The organism is Zhihengliuella halotolerans (genome assembly GCF_004217565.1).
Lineage (GTDB): Bacteria > Actinomycetota > Actinomycetes > Actinomycetales > Micrococcaceae > Zhihengliuella > Zhihengliuella halotolerans.
Genome location: NZ_SHLA01000001.1, coordinates 1943506 through 1960553 on the forward strand (window position 1 = coordinate 1943506; position 17048 = coordinate 1960553).

Below are 17048 nucleotides of genomic sequence, written 5' to 3' on the forward strand. Positions count from 1 at the left end.
CTGCTCGTGCAGCTCCTCCTAGTGGAAGAAGTGGCGCGTGCCGTTCGTGAAGTACATCGTGATGCCGGCCGCGTTGGCGGCCTCGACGACCTCTTCGTCGCGGACGGAGCCGCCCGGCTGGACGACGGCCTTCACGCCGGCGTCGATCAGGATCTGCAGACCGTCGGCGAACGGGAAGAACGCGTCGGAGGCGGCCACGGCGCCGCGGGCGCGCTCCGGTGCGGAGCCGCTCTCCACGTTCTCCGCCCCGCCGGCCGAGTCAGCGCCGGAGTCGACGGCCACGCCGAGCGTGTTCGCCCGCTCCACGGCCAGCCGGCACGAGTCCAGGCGGTTGACCTGCCCCATGCCGATGCCGACGGCGGCACCGTCGGCGGCGAGCAGGATCGCGTTCGACTTCGCCGCACGCACCGCGCGCCACGCGAACGCGAGGTCCGCCAGCGTCGCCTCGTCGGCGGCGTCGCCCGCGGCCAGAATCCAGTTCTCGGGGGCGTCGCCCTCGGCGTCGATCTCGTCGCGCTTCTGCAGCAGCATGCCGCCGGAGACCTGCTTGTAGTCGACGGTGTCGCGGGCGAAACCCTCCGGCAGCTCGATAAGGCGGATGTTCTTCTTGGCCGAGAGGACCTCGACGGCCTCCGGCTCGAAGCCCGGCGCCACGACGACCTCGGTGAAGATTCCCTTCACGGCCTCGGCCATGCCCCGGGTCACGGTGCGGTTGGCGGCGATGACGCCGCCGAACGCGGAGACCGGGTCGGTCGCGTGAGCCTTGGCGTGGGCGTCGGCGATCGGGTCGGCTGCGCCGGGCGAGGCCACGGCGACGCCGCACGGGTTGGCGTGCTTGACGACGGCGACGGCCGGCTCCGCGAAGTCGTAGGCGGCGCGCACGGCGGCGTCGGCGTCGACGAAGTTGTTGAAGCTCATGGCCTTGCCGTGCAGCTGCTCGGCCTGGGCGATGCCGGGCTCGGCGCCGTCCTCGACGTAGAGCGCGGCGGCTTGGTGCGGGTTCTCGCCGTAGCGCAGGGTCTCCGAGCGCTCGAGGGCCAGACCGGCGTACGGCGGGAAGGCGGGGACCTCGTCGGCGTCGTCGTCGCCGAACTGAGCTGCGGTCCAGCGGGCGACCGCCGTGTCGTAGGCCGCCGTGTGCGCGAACGCGAGGGAGGCCAGCCGGGCGCGGGTCTTCAGGTCGAATCCGCCGGAGGCCGCGGCCTCGACGACCTCGCCGTACTTGGCCGGGTCGACGACGATGCCCACCGACGGGTGGTTCTTCGCGGCCGCGCGCACCATGGAGGGGCCGCCGATGTCGATCTGCTCGACGACGGCGTCGCGGTCGGCGCCGGACTTCACGGTCTCGACGAACGGGTACAGGTTGACCACGACGAGGTCGAACGGCTCGACGTCGAGATCGGCCAGCTGCCGCACGTGGTCGTCCAGGCGGCGGTCGGCCAGGATGCCGGCGTGCACGCGCGGGTGCAGGGTCTTCACGCGGCCGTCCAGGCACTCGGGGAAACCGGTGATCTCGGAGACCTCCGTGACGGGAACGCCCGCGGCGGCGATGCGCGAGGCGGTCGAGCCCGTGGAGACGATCTTGACCCCCGCGGCGTGCAGCCCCTGCGCCAGTTCCTCCAGCCCGGTCTTGTCGTAGACGGAAATCAGGGCCCGGCGAATGGGAACGCGGTCCAGGACGGTTTCGCTCACAGATGTCTCCTGCGTTGAGGTGTCTTCGGGTCGGTCACCTCAGTCTAGCCGCGCGGCAACCACCGCCGAGAAGTGTTGCCTCCGCGGCGGGACCAGACGTGACGCGTCTTACTCGCCGTCGGTGATCATCTCCCCGTCGGGTGCCACGACGTACCAGACGTCGTTCACGCCCTGCCCGTTGGCGTCGCCGGGCGCCCCGTCCTGCGCGAAGTAGTAGAGGGGCATGCCGCCGAGCGTCAGGTGGAGCTGGCCGTCGGGCGATTCGATGGTGCCGACCTCAGCTGTGATGGCCTCGTCGACGGCGGGCTCGGCACCGGTCGCGACCGCGATGGGCCACGCCGTCAGACAGTCGCCGGTGCACGCGCTCTCGCCCGCGCCCGCGGTGTCGTTGGTGAAGTAGTAGAGCGTGTTCCCGTCGCCGTCGGTGACCACGGTACCGAGGTCCGTCTCGGCCGTGGACAGGTCGACGTCGGCCGCCATGGAGTCGTCGGGCGCCTGCGTGGTCTCCTCCGCCCCGGTGCCTCCCCCGTAGCCGCCGCCAGCGCCGTTTCCGCAGCCGGCCAGAAACAGCGTGCCCGCCGCGACCAGAGCCGCGCAGCGGAAGGCCGCGCGCGTCGTCGTGTTGGTCCTGGTAGTCGTCATGATGCGATACCTCCCACTGCGAGGGGTCGGTCGCGAACCCGGTCGGTGCACGGGTCCTCCAGCCCTTGTTTCCACCATAGGCCGGGGCGCGCACGGCGGGAACCCCGCGGGCGAAGCTACCCGACGGTTTCGGCGTCGAGGTTCATCAGCTCGGGGAAGTGCTCCTGCAGCTGCTCCTCGGTCAGGCACTTCTGGAGGAGCTTCTCCGCGTGGTCCTCGTCGGAGACGAAGGCGACCAGGTGCAGCCGCTTGCGGTCCAGTTCCTGCCGCACCCCGATCACCGCGGCGATGAGCGTGCGGTAATACTGCCGCACGGTGTTCTCCCAGCCGTGCTCGGCCGCGGCCTGGTTCAGCCGCTCGTTCCAGGCCTCGACATGGTCGTCGTCGAAGAGATCCATCGAGCACCAGTGCCACGAGCTCGCATCCCAGCGCCGCGAGTAGAACCCGCCGCCCTCCTCCACCGGAGCGTCCAGCGGATCCAGTACGACGTCGTCGTCCTCCACTGCTTCCCGCGCGTCCTCCGCGTCGGAGAGATCGTCCACCTTCAGCAGGTCGGTGTCCTCGGCGTCGACGGGTTCGCCCGCCGCGTCAGTCTCGTCCTCGTCCGTCGTCTCATCAGCATCGGCCACCGGGTCGGCGACAACCGGGTCGGTGTCGATGCCGGCCGCCAGCTCCTGATCGTAGGCCCGCAGCTGGCGCTCCTCGTCGCTGAGGTCGCGGTCGAGCGCCTGCTCCGAGTTGAGGGCGAGCACGGGCAACCGCAACGGCTCGTCAGCAGCGACATCAGCGGCATCGGGCGCGGTGGCGGTGACCTCCAGCGCCAGACCGTAGAACGTCTGTCCGGGGTGCTCCGAGACCACTTCCCGCGCAATCCTGACCGCGGCGGAACGGATCTCGCGTTCGAGGAGATTCCAGTCGAGTTCCATAACCAGACATTACCGCCGTCCGGTGTGACTTGACACTCATTTGGGCCAGATTAACCGAAAAGTATTCTTATCCGGCCCCGGAACGACCTCAGCCGGCGAAGACCTCGCTCACCCTGGAGACCAGCTCGTAGAGGCCCAGCCAGACGAACAGCACGGCGGTGATGACCAGCGCCGTGTTGGTGTACCACCGGTTCCGCCATTCGGCGGGGATCCCCCACCGGGTGCCGTTGAGCAGCGGCAGCAGGGTGATCGCGAGGAACGGCATGAACAGCGAACCCATGACGCCGTAGGCGAGCACGAGTCCGATCGGCTTGCCGAGCATGAGCAGCAGCATCGGCGGGAACGTCAGCCAGACCAGGTAGAAGCGGAAGTACTTCCCGTGGGCTTTGGCGTCCGAGTGGTCCGAGCCTTTGCCGCGGAAGTTGGCCCAGAAGTCGGCGAACATGAGCGAGACGCCGTTCCAGACGCCGAGCATCGAGGAGAACGCCGCCGCGAAGAAACCGATGAGGAAGACCTTGGAGATCACGACGCCGTACTCCACCTCGAGCACGTTCGTCAGGTCCAGCAGCCCCTGGTCACCGGAGGATACGGCGACGCCGGCCGCGCGAACGACCTCGGCGCCGACGATCATCATCGCGAGGACGAAGATGCCCGTCATGACGTAGGCCATCGTGTTGTCCAGGCGCATCACGCGCATGAACTTCGGCTGGTACCAGCCCTTCTCCCGCAGCCAGTAGCCGTACGCGGCCAGGGTGATCGTGCCGCCGACGCCGCCGGCGAGCGCGAGCGTGTAGAGCATCCCGCCCTCGGGCAGCAGCGGGACGAAGCCGGTGAACATCTCCGGGATGTTGGGCGTTGCGATCACGGCCAGGCCGACGATCGTGAAGAACATGATGCCGACGAGGATCGCGGTGATCTTCTCGAAGACGGAGTACCGGTTCATCCAGACCAGCCCGAAGCCGAGCAGCGCGGTGCCGATCGCGAAGACCCACAGCGGCACGGCCGGGAAGAGCGCGGCCAGCGGCAGCGCCGTCGACGACATGGCCGACGCCCCGTACACGAAGCCCCAGATCACGATGTAGGGACCGAAATACCAGAGCGGCCAGCGGCCCAGCTTGCGCCAGCCCTCGAGGATCGTGTTGCCGGTCGTGATGGAGTACCGTGCCGTGCCCTCGACGAGGACGATCTTCAGGATCACGCCGACGACGACGGCCCACAGCAGGCCGTAGCCGTAACGAGAGCCCGCGGCGAGCGTGGCGACCATGTCCGCGGCGCCGACGCCCGTGGCGGCGACGACGAGCCCGGGTCCGACGACCTTCCACTTCTTGGGCGGCTCGAGTTCGGAGGCGGGCGCGAAGCCGCCGGCCGGGGGCGGGGTTGCCGGCGTGCGGCCGGAGTGCGATTCGTTGCTCACAGGTGGAGGTGCCTTCCTGGGTTGCTGTCCGACGCGCACACGGCCCCCAAGCTGCACGTCGTCGTCTGCTGTGCTCTGCGCCACAGCATAGCCAGTGTCGCGGCTCTCACGGGAACCGCGCCGGGCCGATAGCCTAGGAGCGTGCCGCGGTTGCGGCGCGCTCACCCGTGACATCAAGGAACCTCGTTGACGAACGAATACCGCAAGCTGCCCACGGGCGCCTCCGTCGTGCAGAACCTGCCGTGGCGCTGGAACGTGCAGGGAAAGATCTTCCTGATCGGCGGCCTGGGCTTCATGTTCGATGCCTGGGACGTCACACTCAACGGCGCCCTGATCCCCCTCGTCAGCGAGGAGTGGGGCCTCGAACGCAGCACGGCCGCGCTGCTGAGCACGGCCAACCTCATCGGCATGGCCGTGGGCGCCTTCGCGTGGGGGACGATCGCGGACCGGATCGGACGGAAGAACGCGTTCGCGTGGACGCTGCTGATCTTCTCCGTGTTCACCGTGGCCGGCGCACTGTCGCCGTCGTTCGAGCTCTTCGTGCTGTTCCGCTTCCTCGCCGGCATCGGCCTCGGCGGCTGCATCCCGGTCGACTACGCGCTCGTCGGCGAGTTCACGCCGGCGAAGGCCCGTGGCCGCGTGCTGACCGCCATGGACGGCTGGTGGCCGATCGGCGCCGCGCTCGCGTTCTTCGTCACCGCCGTGATCCAGTCGACGTTCGACAACTGGCGGCTCATCCTCGTGGTCATGGTCCTGCCGGCGCTGCTCGTGTTCTGGGTCCGGCGTGGGGTCCCCGAGTCTCCGATGTACCTGATCCGCCAGGGCCAGAGCGCGCGGGCGGCGAAGGTCATCGACGACCTCGTCGCGCGCACCGGTGCCGCGGAGACGCCGTACACCCTGCCGGATCCGCGCGACGCGCCGCGCCTGTCAGCCGGATCGGTCGGCGAGCAGCTCGCCAAGGTCTGGCGCTACGACTGGAAGATCACGACGGCGGCCTGGTCCCTGTTCTTCTCCGTCCTGCTGGTCTACTACCTCGCCCTGACGTGGATGCCGACCATCCTCGCCGACGCCGGCATGAGTCAGATCCGCGCCTTCTTCAGCACGGCCGGCATGGCGGGGGTCGGGCTCCTCGGCGTCGTCGTCTCGGCGCTGCTCGTCGAGCGCGTCGGGCGAAAGTGGCTGCTCGGCGTCTCCGGTCCGCTGGCGGCGATCATCCTGATCATCACGTCGTTCGCGCTCGGCAATCCGAGCGCGGCGGTCATCTGGCTGCTCGTCTTCGGCTTCGTGATCCAAATTGCCATACCCGTTCTCTACGCTTACGTCTCAGAGCTCTACCCCACGGATCTTCGCGGTTCCGGTTTCGGTTGGGCCTCGACTTTCAGCCGGGTCGGCGCAGGTGTTGGCCCGCTGGTCTTCGCGGCCGCCTGGCCCGTGATCGGATTGGCGAACTCGTTCCTGATCGCGGCGGTGCTGGTCATCGCCTCGGTCTTGTGGATGAGTCGCTTCGCGCCGGAGACTAGAGGCAGGGTTCTGCACTAGAGCCGCCAGGGGCCGCCGCCCCAGTCAGGAGGAAGTAATGTACGAGCCGAACCAGTCCTACTCCGTCACCGCCGCCTCGAACCGCTTCGTCGTGGTCTTCGATACCGACGACGTCGACGCCCTCGCCTCGGACGCGCCCGGGCTCCTGAGCGCCGAGGGCTTCGGCACCGACACGTACTTCCCGCGCCTGGGCATCGCTGTCGTCGACGGCGAATCGGGCAAGCTGGGCGCCTTCCAGGCCAAGAGCCTCGCATCGCATCGTCGCCTGCGTGTCGTCCCCGAGCTGACCTACCACGCCCTCGCGCCGGAGACAGGCGGGGCAGCGCCGGCGTCGTTCGCTGACACCGAGCGGCTGACGTGGGGCGTGCAGGCGGTCCGTGCCGTCGAGTCCGGGTACACGGGCGCGGGGATCCGCGTCGCCGTGCTGGACACGGGATTCGACCTCGACCACCCCGACTTCGCCTCGCGCACCGTGACGGCCGAGTCGTTCATCGAGGGCGAGGACGCTCGCGACGGCCACGGCCACGGGACCCACTGCATCGGTTCGGCGTGCGGCCCCCGCGAACTCGACGGCGGGCGCGGCTACGGCGTCGCACCGGGCGCGGAGATCTACTCGGGCAAGGTGCTGGGGAATTCCGGTTCGGGTTCCGATACCTCCATCCTCTCCGGCATCGAGTGGGCGCTCGAGAACGAGTGCGCCATCATCTCGATGTCGCTCGGCGCCGACGTCCGCGAGGTGCATCCGCCGTATGTCGCCGCCGGACGGGCGGCGCTCGCGCAGGGCTCGCTCATCATCGCGGCCGCCGGGAACAACGCCCGCCGCAGCTCGGGCGACGAGGGCTTCGTCGGTGCCCCGGCGAACAGCCCGTTCGTGATGGCGGTCGGAGCACTCGACAGTTCCTTGGGCATCGCGGAGTTCTCGGCCCGCACGCTGCCGGGCCGCGGCGGGCAGGTCGACGTCGCCGGCCCCGGTGTGGACGTCTACTCCTCCTGGCCCGGCGAACAGCGCTACAACACCATCAGCGGCACCTCGATGGCGACCCCTCACGTCGCCGGCGTCGCCGCACTGCTCGCCGAGGCCACGGGTTTCCGCAGTCGCGAGCTCTGGGCTGAGATCGTGCAAGAGGCCGAACGCCTCCAGCTGCCCTCGGTCGACGTCGGTTCGGGCCTGTCCGTCAGCCCTCCTCCAGCTGAAATCTAGCTGGGAAATTCCCGGGGGCAGGCTCCGGAGACAAGGGGCTGCGCCCGGCCCGTGGCATACTATCGTTCACGACAACTACATCACGGAGCGTGAATTACAAGACAGTGGATAGATCCTCTGCCGCACCCCGGTCGTCCGACGACCCGGGTCATAGTCGAAGCTCGACTCGCACCACCGAACCGCACCACTCGTCCGCACGTCCTCCCCGATCGGGGGTGAGACGCGGTGCTTGAACCACTCCTGATCCTCCTGCTCGGCGTTGTCGTCATGTCGGCGATCATCGCGGCGAACGGCTACTTCGTGGCCCAGGAGTTCGCCTACATGTCCGTCGACCGGTCACGTCTGGCCTCCCGCGCGGCCTCCGGTGACAAGGTCGCAGGACGCGCCCTGAAGGTCACCCGGCGCACCTCGTTCATGCTCTCCGGCGCGCAGCTCGGCATCACGGTGACTGGCCTGATGATCGGCTACGTCGCGGAGCCGCTCATCGGCCGCTCCCTCGGCGAACTGCTCGGCGGGGTCGGAGTGCCGGCAGCCGTCAGCATCTCCGTCGGCACCGTCCTCGCACTCGCCGTCGCGACGATCGTGCAGATGATCTTCGGCGAGCTGTACCCGAAGAATCTGGCCATCGCGGACCCGGAGCCCCTCGCCCGTCGTCTGGCCGGATCGACACTCGTCTACCTCACCGTGTTCGGCTGGCTCATCACGGTCTTCGACTGGTCGGCGAATGCGCTCCTGCGGCTGTTCCGCATCGAGCCGGTGCACGACGTCGACACCACGGCCACCGCCGAGGACCTCGAGCAGATCATCGCCGATTCCCGGGACAGCGGGGACCTCCCGGAGGAGCTCTCCGTCCTGATCGACCGCATCCTCGACTTCCCGGATCGCGACATCGAGCATGCGATGATCCCCCGCGCCCAGACGGGACTCGTGGCCCCGGAGACGACCCTCGCAGAGGTCAAGGCCCTCATGGCGGATGCGCACTCCCGGTACCCCGTGATCGCCGACGACGAGCCGGTCGGGGTCGTCCATCTGGACGACGTCCTGCAGGCCTCTGTCGACGACGGCACCACGGCCGGCGACCTCATGCGTCCCGCGCTCGTGCTGCCGACTTTGATGTCGCTGCCGGACGCACTGGCCCAGCTGGTCGACTCCCGCAATGAACTGGCGTGCGTCATCGACGAGCACGGCGGCTTCGTGGGCGTCCTGACCGTCGAGGATCTGGCGGAAGAGCTCGTCGGGGAGATCACCGATGAGCATGATGTCTCCCCGGCCGTCTCGATTGAGGCCGACGCGGATCGACGCTCATGGCAGTTGACCGGTGAGGTTCATATCGACGAACTCGAACGGGCTATCGGGCACGACGTACCGGTCGGCGACTACGAGACGGTTGCGGGCCTCCTGATCGCCGTCGTCGGCCGCCTGCCCGTGCCCGGGTCGACGGTGTCCGTCGAGCTTCAGCCGGAGCCCGGCGACTTCGTCTCGGAGACCCCGCTCCGGCGCACGCTGGAGGTCGACGTTCTCTCCGTGGCGCGCCATGTGCCGGACCGGCTGTCAGCGCGGCTCGTCGAAGTCGACGAATCCGCAACCGGGCGGAACAACCAGGAGTCGTCGACCCAGAGCAGCGAGGCACAGGAATGAACAGCCCTATGATCGTCACGCTGGTGACGACGGCCCTCATCGTCCTGAGCGCCTTCTTCGTCATCATCGAGTTCGCGCTCCTGAGCGCCCGGCACCACCGTTTGGAAGCCGAGGCTCCGACCAGCCGGTCCGCTCGTGCCGCCCTGCGCGGCGTCAACGAGCTGACCATCATGCTCGCCGGTGCCCAACTCGGCATCACCGCGTGCACGTTCGCCCTCGGCGCCGTCACCAAACCGGCCATCGACGCCTGGCTCGGACCCATCCTGCTCTCCTGGGGGCTGCCCGGTCAGCTCGCCGACGGCACGGCGTTCGGCCTCTCCTTGCTGCTGGTCACCTTCCTGCACCTCGTTGTCGGCGAAATGGCGCCGAAGTCCTGGGCCATCGCGCACCCGGAAACGTCGGCGAAGCTCATCGGGTTGCCGGCCCGCGGATTCATCTGGCCGCTGCGCCCGCTCCTGCTCTGGGTGAACGCCATCGCCAATCGGCTCGTCCGCGCCACCGGAGTCACGCCCGTGGAGCGCGCCGCCGTCGGCGGCCAGGACATCGAGACCATCCGCCAACTTGTCGAGCAGTCCGCCTCGGCGGGCGCCCTCGACCGGGAGTTCGGCAGCCACCTCGCCGACGTCATCAGTCTCAAAGACCTGACAGTCGCGGACCTCATCGCGCCGGGTGCACGCCCGACCAAGGTGCCGGCCACCGCCGTCGTCTCCGACGTGCAGGACGCTGCCGCGACCTCGGGGCACATGCGGATCCTCGTGGACGGCGACAGCTCCGGCGCGCCCGGTCTGCTGCACGTGCGCGACACCCTGCTCGAACCGGCGGACCGCCCGGTCCGCGAGCTGGTCCGTCCGGCCTTCACGCTGGACGCGGACACTCCGGTCTACGAGGCGCTGGCTGCGGTTCGCCGCGAGAGCGAGCAACTCGTGGCCGTGCTCTCAGAGGGCCGGTTCATCGGAGTGGTCAGCCTGACCGACATCGTCAAGCGCGTGCTGCCCCACGGCGATCCGTCAGGTCCACGCCCGCGTATCGCCTGACGCTTCGCCCCGGGGCCTACACGCGCCGGGCCGGCGGCGGTACGCTGGCCCCGTGGGCGAAGAGCAGACGAACGAGGGAACGCCTCCCGGTGACGTCGAATGGATCGTCACCGTCGAGGAGAAGTACCGGGCGCAGATCGGCGACGTGACGGCCGCGCTGGAATCAGCGGGGCTGCGAGTCGACCGCGTCCTGAAGACCCTCGGAATCGTCTGCGGCAGCGCCGGCGGGGACTGCCGCGTCGCATTCGCCAGCATCGAGGGCGTCGCCTCGGTCGATGCCGAGCGGTCGATCCGGATCGCCCCGCCCGATTCCGACGTTCAGTAGCCACCAGCCAGCAGCAGCGAGGATCCGACGGCGCGTGCCGTCCCCGAAGGAGCAACACGTGCACCAGAGCACGGCCGCGCCCGGCCGCGTCGCCATCGTCACCGGGGCCAATCACGGCATCGGGGCCGCCATCGCCGAGCGGCTCGCCGCCGAGGGGTGCTCGGTCCTGATCACGTACCTGCGGCTGGAGGCGCCCGAGCACGAGCCCGAGGCCCTGCGCCGCTTCCACGCGAGCGACGGGGACGACGTCGTCGCCCGCATCCATGAACGCGGCGGGCAGGCCGCTGCCGTCGAGGCCGACCTGAGTGATGCGGCGGCGATTCCGCGTCTCTTCGACGCCGCCGAGGCCCGCTGGGGCGGGGTCGACGTCGTCGTGAACAATGCGACGGCGTCGCTCCAGGACACGTTCGTCGACGCCGACGCCGACTGGGCGGGCCGTCTCCTGCACCGGGTCTCGGCGGAGACCTACGACCGCCAGTTCGCCGTCGACGCCCGTGCCGGCGCCCTCATGATCGCCGAGTTCGCTGCCCGCCTCCAGGCCCGCGGCGGCGACTGGGGGCGCATCATCTCACTCACCTCCGGCGGGGAGAAGGGCTTCCCCGGCGAGGTCTCCTACGGGGCGGCGAAGGCGGCCCTCGTCAACTACACGTTGGCGGCGAGCCTCGAGCTCAGTGCGTTCGGGGTCACCGCCAACGCCATTCACCCACCAGTGACCGACACCGGCTGGGTCAACGACACGGTCCGCGAGGCCGTGGCCGCGGACCGGAACTTCTTCTCAGTCGCCGCACCGGAGGAGGTCGGCGATCTGGCCGCGTTCCTCGTTTCGGAGGCGGGCCGGCGGGTCACCGGCAACGTGATCCGCATGGGGTAGACAGCCTCAGCGGGGCTGAGCCCGGCTCGTCACGCCGCCGCTGCCGGGTTCCTGGTGCATGACGGTCATCGTGTACTGGTAGCTTTCGGCCATGAGCTCGCGGAGCACGTCGATGTCGATGTCGGCCAGCTTGTTCACATACAGGCACGCCACGCTCCGCTTGTGCTTGCCGAGACGGGCCAGGAACCCCGCGCATCGCTCCCCCGGCATCAGGACGTAGAGCGCCAGGTTGGACTTCCGTGGGGAGAACCCGACGGCGGGGGCGTCCCCCTCGCGCCCCGACGCGTAGCGGTAGTGGTAGGCGCCGAATCCGATGATGCTCGGCCCCCACATCACCGGCTCCTGGCCGGTGACGTCGGCGAAGAGTTCGAGCAGCACCTCCGCATCCGCTCGCCGGACGGGATGTTCGACGTCCGCGACAAAGGAGCGCGGATCGACCTCAGTCGGAACAGTCTGCATGGCGTCCAGCCTCTTTTCGTTGTCCGGTCCTACCCAGCGTAGGCCCAGGGCCGAGCCCTTGGAAGCACTGATCGCCATCCACTCGCGCTTGCGAGCCGGACAGCCCCGTCGAACGACGCTACGTTGCCGCCGGTCTCGCCGCACCGCACAATGGGGTCATGACGTCCCCGCCGTTTCCGCCCTGGCCGGAGGTGCCGCCCGCGTGCGGCGCCGTGCTGCTGCGCCCCGTGCGCGACGACGACGCCGCCATGGCCCGCGAGCTCTCGACCGACCCCTACGTCGTCTCCATCGGCACGCTGACCCCTTCCGCGGACGATGCGGAAGCGCTGGCCTGGGTCCGCCGACAGCAGCAGCGGTACGTGGACAATGCGGGCTTCTCCTTCACCATCGCAGAGTCCACAACGGGCACGGCCGTCGGCCATTGCGGTCTGTGGCTCAAGGAGCTCTCGGCGGGCCGGGCGAGCGCCGGCTACGCCGTCACTCCCGCGGCCCGCGGCAAAGGCCACGCCACGGCCGCGCTCGTTGCACTCGTGGGCTTCGCCTGGACTATCGAGGAGCTGCACCGGATCGCGTTGTACATCGAGCCTTGGAACATCGGCTCGATCAGGACAGCGGAACGGGCGGGATTCGCCGCCGAGGGCATGCTGCGCAGCTACCAGAAGATCGGCGGCGTCCGCCGCGACATGCTCCTCTACGCCGCAGTGCGCCCGTAGCCGCGCCCGAGACGACGGCCGTGCGAGCCTAGGCCCTACGTGCAGCCAGCTCCGCCAGGACCTCGATGAGGAGCTCCCGTTCCTGGACCTTGATCCGCTCGTGCAGAGAGTCCTCGGTGTCGTCCTCGAGCACCTCGACAGCGCGCTGGGCGAGGATAGGGCCCGTGTCGACGCCGGCGTCGGCGATGTGCACCGTGCAGCCGGTGATCTTCACGCCGTAGGCGAGGGCGTCGCGGACGCCGTGGGCGCCCGGGAACGCCGGCAGCAGGGCCGGATGCGTGTTCAGGTAGGTGCCGTCGAAAGCGTCGATGAACTCCTCGCCGACGATGCGCATGAAACCGCTGGAGACCACGTAGTCGGGTTCGTAGGACAGGCACTTGGCCGTCAGCGCATGATTCCACTCGCCGCGGTCGGCGTAATCCTTGAAGTTCACCTCGAACGTCTCGATGCCGGCGGCCGCGGAGCGCTCCAGCCCCTTCGTTCCCGGCCGGTCGGCTCCGACGGCCGCGATCTCGATGTCGAGGCGGCCCGCCGCGACGGCGTCGATGACGGCCTGGAGGTTGGATCCTGTGCCGGAGACTAAAGCCACGATTCGCATGCGCACCAGCTTATCGGGCTACGCTTCCACCATGAGCACGCGTGAAGAGAACACCGCCGAGAACGCCGGCTGGGTGCCGGACTCCAAGGACTGGACCTGGGTCCTCGCCGAGACCTGCCCCGAGTGCGGTGCAGACGTCTCCGCGATGTCTCCGCAGGACGTGGCCGCGGCGATCCGCGACTGCCTGCCGGCCTGGCGCGAACTGCTGATCGACACGTCCGACGACGACGCGGCGCTGCGCACGCGGCCCGAGCCGAACACCTGGTCGCCGTTGGAGTACGCGGCCCACGTGCGGGACGTCTTCCGGATCATGCACTACCGCCTCGACCTGATGCTGCGCGAGGACGTGCCGACGTTCCCGGACTGGGACCAGGATGCGACGGCGCGCGAGGACCGGTACCTCGAGCAGGATCCGCGCACGGTCGCGATCCAGCTGGCCTCGGCCGGGCGGGGTCTCGCGGATGCCTTCGACTCGGTCCTGGCCCGGGACATCGGCCGCCGGGGGCTGCGTAGCAACGGCTCCGAATTCACCGTCGAAACGCTCTCCCGCTACGCCTGGCACGACATCGCGCACCACCTGCACGACCTCGAGCTGGCCTGAGCTACGACGCCGGCTCGGGCGGGGTCGCCCCGTTCACGGGCTGGGTCTCCTCGTGGCCGGGCGCGGCGGCGGTGCCGGTGACCGCCGTCGTGTTCCGGATGAAGACCACCAGCCAGCTGAAGACGATGCCGGCGGCGGCGAGCTCGAGCGCGGTGAGGTTGTAGTACCGCAGGGGGAACCACAGGTACGCGGCGCCGGCGAGCAGGACGACCGCGCCGTAGGTGAACACGTAGAACGCCCGCGGGTAGCCGGGCGCCCACAGCGGGATGCCCAGCAGCAGCACGAGCAGGATCGCGGTCAGCAGCCGCACGAAGAACGTGTGCACCGGTTCGGAGGCGTGCAGCGTGACCAGCCCGATGCCCATCATGCAGAACCCGATGCCGATGAGGCTCCAGCGAACCACCGCGGCCCGGGGGCGCAGGAACCGGCGCCGGGCGCGGCCGAGGGCCTCGTCACGCCGGTCGAGCGCGTCGGCCCAGAGTTTGAGGTCGCGCGTGACGAAGGCGGAGAGCGTCGTGAGGATGACGCCCGAGGTCGTGATCGTGGTGTTGAACGTCCAGAACGAGGTCTGGCCCGCGGTACCGGTGCCGAGCTCGCTGAACATGATGTGCCACCACAGCGGGTTCTCCGCCGCGAGCATACTCACCAGCATGCCGGAGGCCATGAAGCCGGCCAGCAGCAGGGCGATGGTCGAGGCATTGATCCGCGCGCCCGAATCGTAGGAGGCGTACGCGGCGATGCCCGCGGCAATGGCCAGCATCACGCCACCAGCGTAGGAGTCCACGGTCAGGCCGAAGAAAGCGTCCTGAAAAATGCGGAAGACCACGAGCGAAGACATGACGGCGATCGACGCGTGCACCACCACGAGGGCCGCCCCGTCCACGATCTGCCGGGCCAGGGGCCGGGCCGAGAGCCAGGAGTGCGTGCCGCGGATCGTCTGCAGGTAGCCGGCCACGAAGCCCGCGCCGGCGGCGATCCCGGACGTGACCGCCGCGAAGACGGCGACGGAACGGTCCCCGGCCAGGGACGGACGGTAGCCCTCGAACCCGACCAACCCGACGACGAGCGCGAACAGCGCCGCGAGCCCGCCGGCGATGAGCGCGCGCGACTCGACGAGGGCCTGCGCCCCGTTGCCCCGTCCCGGCGTGCTGGAGGCCCCGCGGCGGTCTTCGGTCGGCATGTCCGGCTCCCTCCCGTCGGTGTGCGTTGTCGTCCGTGCCCATCGTGGCACGCCGCGGAGGCGTGCGTCAGGAGCGCCCGTGGTCGTCGTCCAAGACCGGGTCGGGGACGAGCAGCGGGCCCGAAAGCGTGCCCAGCATCGTGCCGACGGCGACCTCGGCCCCCAGGAACGCGGCGGTCATCCAGAGGTCCGGCCCGATCTCGGTCAGGCGTCCGAGCCCGAGCGAGCCCATCGAGATCCAGCTGCCAACCATGGACAGCAGGCCCGCCCCCGCTCCCACGAAGGCGCCCAACAGAAGCGTCGAGATCGCGAGCGAGAGCCACCGGTACGGCACCTTCAGGGCGCACCAGTCGTCGAGGTGATCCTCGCCCTCGCGCACGAACCACCAGCCGGCGAGGAAGCCAGCCACGACCGGCAGTGCCATGAACATCCACGCAGAGGAGAGCACGTCGCCGGTCGGCAGCGCGGCGAGCAGGGGCACCGCGGGGAGCGGCCCGACCGTGGTCTCGAGGGTGCTCAGCGTGGATCCGGCGCCCAGGCTGAAGCCGCCGCCGCTGACCCAGGCGAGGGCGAAGAAGGCGAAGTTGGGGATGAGGCCGAGCTGACCGATCGTGAGCAGGATGCCGCCGATCACGCCCGTGCTCAGCTGCTGGTAGACGTTCGACATCTCGGCCCAGCGCGTGCCGAGGCTGGCCGCGAGCACGAGGCACGCGAACAGCAGGGAGGCGAAGTATCCGAGTACGCCGGCGCGGACGACGGCCCATGCGTAGGAACCGGCCCACCGGGCGTGCTGGCTGGTGGTGGCGATCCAGTCCACGAGGTTCACGCCGACGAGCCGCGCCCACGAGCCGGCCTCCCGCCGGCACCCGATGACGACGCCGGCCCCGGCCACGACCAGCGGGATGAGGCCCGCGCTCGCCAATCCGATCGCGACCTCCGCCGTCGGAGCGACGAAACCCACGAGGAGCCCGAACAGCGCATACGCGCCGAGCGCCCCTGCGAGTCCCTGCCAGAGCTGGTCTGCGTAGGAGGCCCGGGCGATGCGCCGTCCGGCCCGCCACGAGAGCAGGAACGGCACGAGCGCCAGGCCGAGCGGCGTGAGCGAGAGCGTGCCGGCGAGGGCCGCACCGCCGTCGTCCTCGAGGCTCAAATGCAGCGGGACCCCGTGCATGAGCAGCCACGCCTGCCCGCAGAGCCGGAAGAGATCGTCCAGCTTCAGGTCCTCGAATCCGCCGGCGAACCAGACGGCGACCAGCGGGATCACGACGAGCAGCGAGGAGATGATCGCGCTCTGGAGGAGCTCGAAGGCGCCCTGGAGCCACAAGGGCATGGGGATGCCCTCGCGCAGGACGGTGCGCGCGCGTTCGTTCAGGCTCGGCTTGTTCATCGTCTCCAATCGTGCCACCTGCAGTGCGCGGCGGGGCCGAACGACTCGGGCGAAGCGCACCACACGACGACGGTTCAGAGCACGTCGGCCAGGCCCTTGCCGAGCGCGGTGAACGCGCCGACGAACGCGACGAAGAGGACGAAGATGCGGGCGCTGCGGTCGGAGACGTAGCGCTGCACCCACTCGCCGCCGAAGATGCCCGCGACGATCGCCACGGTGATCGCCGCCCACACCCACCAGCCGATCTCCGGTGCCTGGGTGGGATCGAGGATCAGTTTGGTGATGATGACGGCGGCACCCATGGCCGCGAAGAACGGCTGCAGTGTCGCCGCGAACGGCCGCTGGGGCCAGCGGGCGAGCACCGCGTAGGCGCTCACGGCGGGGCCGCCGACGCCCGCCATCGCGTTGGTCAACCCGGAGAGCACGCCTGCCGCCACGCGCACTGGCCTGCCGGTCACGACGACGTCGGCCCGGCTGAGCAGCAGCGACAGGACGAGCGCGGCGAGCACGACCGCGCCGATGACCAGGGACAACGGCCCGGCGGGCAGGGCGGCGGCGATGAGCGCGCCGGGGATCGTGCCGGCGAGCGCGGCGGGGGTCAGCCAGCGGAACATGGACCAGTCGATGTCGCGCCAGACGCGCGGGATGATGAGCAGGCTCGAGATCATCCCGCACACGTTGACGACGAAGACGCCGTGGTGCGGGCCGAGCAGGAGCACCAGGAATGGGGCCACGAGCATCGCGAAGCCGAGCCCGGCGACACGTTGGGCGACGGCGCCGACCACCACGAGCACCAGCGTCATCGTCAAAATCATCGCGTCCACCCGA

At 69.7% G+C, this 17048-nt stretch carries 17 protein-coding genes; 8 read left to right on the forward strand and 9 right to left on the reverse strand.

The window, feature by feature from the left end:
• Positions 1 to 18 precede the first annotated feature (18 nt).
• From purH to EV380_RS08775, 4 genes are all read right to left on the reverse strand, one after another.
• Positions 19 to 1692: a bifunctional phosphoribosylaminoimidazolecarboxamide formyltransferase/IMP cyclohydrolase gene (gene purH, locus EV380_RS08760; RefSeq protein WP_130450748.1), complete on the reverse strand. Its 1674-nt coding sequence runs from the start codon at positions 1690 to 1692 to the stop codon at positions 19 to 21.
• Positions 1693 to 1800: 108 nt separating this feature from the next.
• Positions 1801 to 2334, reverse strand: a complete 534-nt coding sequence (locus EV380_RS08765) for a COG4315 family predicted lipoprotein (protein WP_130450750.1) — start codon at positions 2332 to 2334, stop codon at positions 1801 to 1803.
• Between the two features lie 116 nt (positions 2335 to 2450).
• Positions 2451 to 3260 (reverse strand): hypothetical protein, encoded by an 810-nt coding sequence (locus EV380_RS08770; protein WP_130450752.1) that lies wholly within the window; start codon positions 3258 to 3260, stop codon positions 2451 to 2453.
• An 88-nt stretch (positions 3261 to 3348) separates the two neighbouring features.
• Positions 3349 to 4674, reverse strand: a complete 1326-nt coding sequence (locus tag EV380_RS08775; RefSeq protein WP_242607559.1) for an Nramp family divalent metal transporter — start codon at positions 4672 to 4674, stop codon at positions 3349 to 3351.
• A gap of 186 nt (positions 4675 to 4860) precedes the next feature.
• Here EV380_RS08775 and EV380_RS08780 point away from each other — a divergent pair, with 186 nt between their 5' ends.
• From EV380_RS08780 to EV380_RS08805, 6 genes are all read left to right on the forward strand, one after another.
• Positions 4861 to 6213: an MFS transporter gene (locus EV380_RS08780; protein ID WP_242607560.1), complete on the forward strand. Its 1353-nt coding sequence runs from the start codon at positions 4861 to 4863 to the stop codon at positions 6211 to 6213.
• A 37-nt stretch (positions 6214 to 6250) separates the two neighbouring features.
• Entirely contained in the window at positions 6251 to 7414 is a 1164-nt protein-coding gene (locus tag EV380_RS08785; protein WP_130450754.1) for a S8 family serine peptidase, read from the forward strand.
• Between the two features lie 225 nt (positions 7415 to 7639).
• The gene (locus tag EV380_RS08790; protein ID WP_130450756.1) at positions 7640 to 9052 is read left to right on the forward strand and encodes a hemolysin family protein; all 1413 of its coding nucleotides are present in this window, start codon (positions 7640 to 7642) and stop codon (positions 9050 to 9052) included.
• Positions 9049 to 10086 carry a CNNM domain-containing protein gene (locus EV380_RS08795; RefSeq protein WP_102158093.1) on the forward strand — a complete coding sequence of 346 codons (1038 nt, stop codon included), beginning with the start codon at positions 9049 to 9051 and terminating at the stop codon, positions 10084 to 10086. The genes EV380_RS08790 and EV380_RS08795 overlap by 4 nt, the downstream gene beginning before the upstream one ends.
• A 52-nt stretch (positions 10087 to 10138) precedes the next feature.
• Positions 10139 to 10411 (forward strand): ketohydroxyglutarate aldolase, encoded by a 273-nt coding sequence (locus EV380_RS08800; protein ID WP_130450758.1) that lies wholly within the window; start codon positions 10139 to 10141, stop codon positions 10409 to 10411.
• 58 nt (positions 10412 to 10469) lie between these two features.
• Positions 10470 to 11282 (forward strand): SDR family NAD(P)-dependent oxidoreductase, encoded by an 813-nt coding sequence (locus EV380_RS08805; RefSeq protein ID WP_207219371.1) that lies wholly within the window; start codon positions 10470 to 10472, stop codon positions 11280 to 11282.
• 6 nt (positions 11283 to 11288) lie between these two features.
• On the opposite strand, the gene EV380_RS08810 is transcribed toward EV380_RS08805, so the two are convergent.
• Positions 11289 to 11741: a DUF1801 domain-containing protein gene (locus tag EV380_RS08810; protein WP_341272766.1), complete on the reverse strand. Its 453-nt coding sequence runs from the start codon at positions 11739 to 11741 to the stop codon at positions 11289 to 11291.
• Positions 11742 to 11899: 158 nt separating this feature from the next.
• On the opposite strand from EV380_RS08810, the gene EV380_RS08815 reads away from it, so the two are divergent.
• On the forward strand, positions 11900 to 12454 hold the full coding sequence (locus tag EV380_RS08815) for a GNAT family N-acetyltransferase (RefSeq protein WP_130450763.1): 555 nt from the start codon (positions 11900 to 11902) through the stop codon (positions 12452 to 12454).
• Between the two features lie 28 nt (positions 12455 to 12482).
• On the opposite strand, the gene purN is transcribed toward EV380_RS08815, so the two are convergent.
• Positions 12483 to 13052, reverse strand: a complete 570-nt coding sequence (purN, locus tag EV380_RS08820; protein ID WP_130450765.1) for a phosphoribosylglycinamide formyltransferase — start codon at positions 13050 to 13052, stop codon at positions 12483 to 12485.
• Between the two features lie 31 nt (positions 13053 to 13083).
• On the opposite strand from purN, the gene EV380_RS08825 reads away from it, so the two are divergent.
• Positions 13084 to 13653 (forward strand): DinB family protein, encoded by a 570-nt coding sequence (locus EV380_RS08825; protein ID WP_102158107.1) that lies wholly within the window; start codon positions 13084 to 13086, stop codon positions 13651 to 13653.
• Position 13654: 1 nt separating this feature from the next.
• Here EV380_RS08825 and EV380_RS08830 read toward each other — a convergent pair whose 3' ends face one another.
• From EV380_RS08830 to EV380_RS08840, 3 genes are all read right to left on the reverse strand, one after another.
• A complete protein-coding gene (locus EV380_RS08830; protein ID WP_130450767.1) occupies positions 13655 to 14833 on the reverse strand; it encodes a hypothetical protein in 1179 nt (392 codons plus the stop codon).
• Between the two features lie 67 nt (positions 14834 to 14900).
• Positions 14901 to 16220, reverse strand: a complete 1320-nt coding sequence (locus EV380_RS08835; RefSeq protein WP_102158106.1) for a cell division protein PerM — start codon at positions 16218 to 16220, stop codon at positions 14901 to 14903.
• 74 nt (positions 16221 to 16294) lie between these two features.
• The gene (locus EV380_RS08840; RefSeq protein WP_242607725.1) at positions 16295 to 17035 is read right to left on the reverse strand and encodes a sulfite exporter TauE/SafE family protein; all 741 of its coding nucleotides are present in this window, start codon (positions 17033 to 17035) and stop codon (positions 16295 to 16297) included.
• Positions 17036 to 17048: the final 13 nt, after the last annotated feature.

Coding starts and splice junctions, on each gene's coding strand:
- EV380_RS08765 (WP_130450750.1), bottom strand. CDS start 2,334: ATGACGACTACCAGGACCAACACGACGACGCGCGCGGCCTTCCGCTGC.
- purN (WP_130450765.1), bottom strand. CDS start 13,052: ATGCGAATCGTGGCTTTAGTCTCCGGCACAGGATCCAACCTCCAGGCC.
- EV380_RS08835 (WP_102158106.1), bottom strand. CDS start 16,220: ATGAACAAGCCGAGCCTGAACGAACGCGCGCGCACCGTCCTGCGCGAG.
- EV380_RS08830 (WP_130450767.1), bottom strand. CDS start 14,833: ATGCCGACCGAAGACCGCCGCGGGGCCTCCAGCACGCCGGGACGGGGC.
- EV380_RS08795 (WP_102158093.1), top strand. CDS start 9,049: ATGAACAGCCCTATGATCGTCACGCTGGTGACGACGGCCCTCATCGTC.
- EV380_RS08770 (WP_130450752.1), bottom strand. CDS start 3,260: ATGGAACTCGACTGGAATCTCCTCGAACGCGAGATCCGTTCCGCCGCG.
- EV380_RS08815 (WP_130450763.1), top strand. CDS start 11,900: ATGACGTCCCCGCCGTTTCCGCCCTGGCCGGAGGTGCCGCCCGCGTGC.
- EV380_RS08825 (WP_102158107.1), top strand. CDS start 13,084: ATGAGCACGCGTGAAGAGAACACCGCCGAGAACGCCGGCTGGGTGCCG.
- EV380_RS08785 (WP_130450754.1), top strand. CDS start 6,251: ATGTACGAGCCGAACCAGTCCTACTCCGTCACCGCCGCCTCGAACCGC.
- EV380_RS08810 (WP_341272766.1), bottom strand. CDS start 11,741: ATGCAGACTGTTCCGACTGAGGTCGATCCGCGCTCCTTTGTCGCGGAC.
- EV380_RS08840 (WP_242607725.1), bottom strand. CDS start 17,035: ATGATTTTGACGATGACGCTGGTGCTCGTGGTGGTCGGCGCCGTCGCC.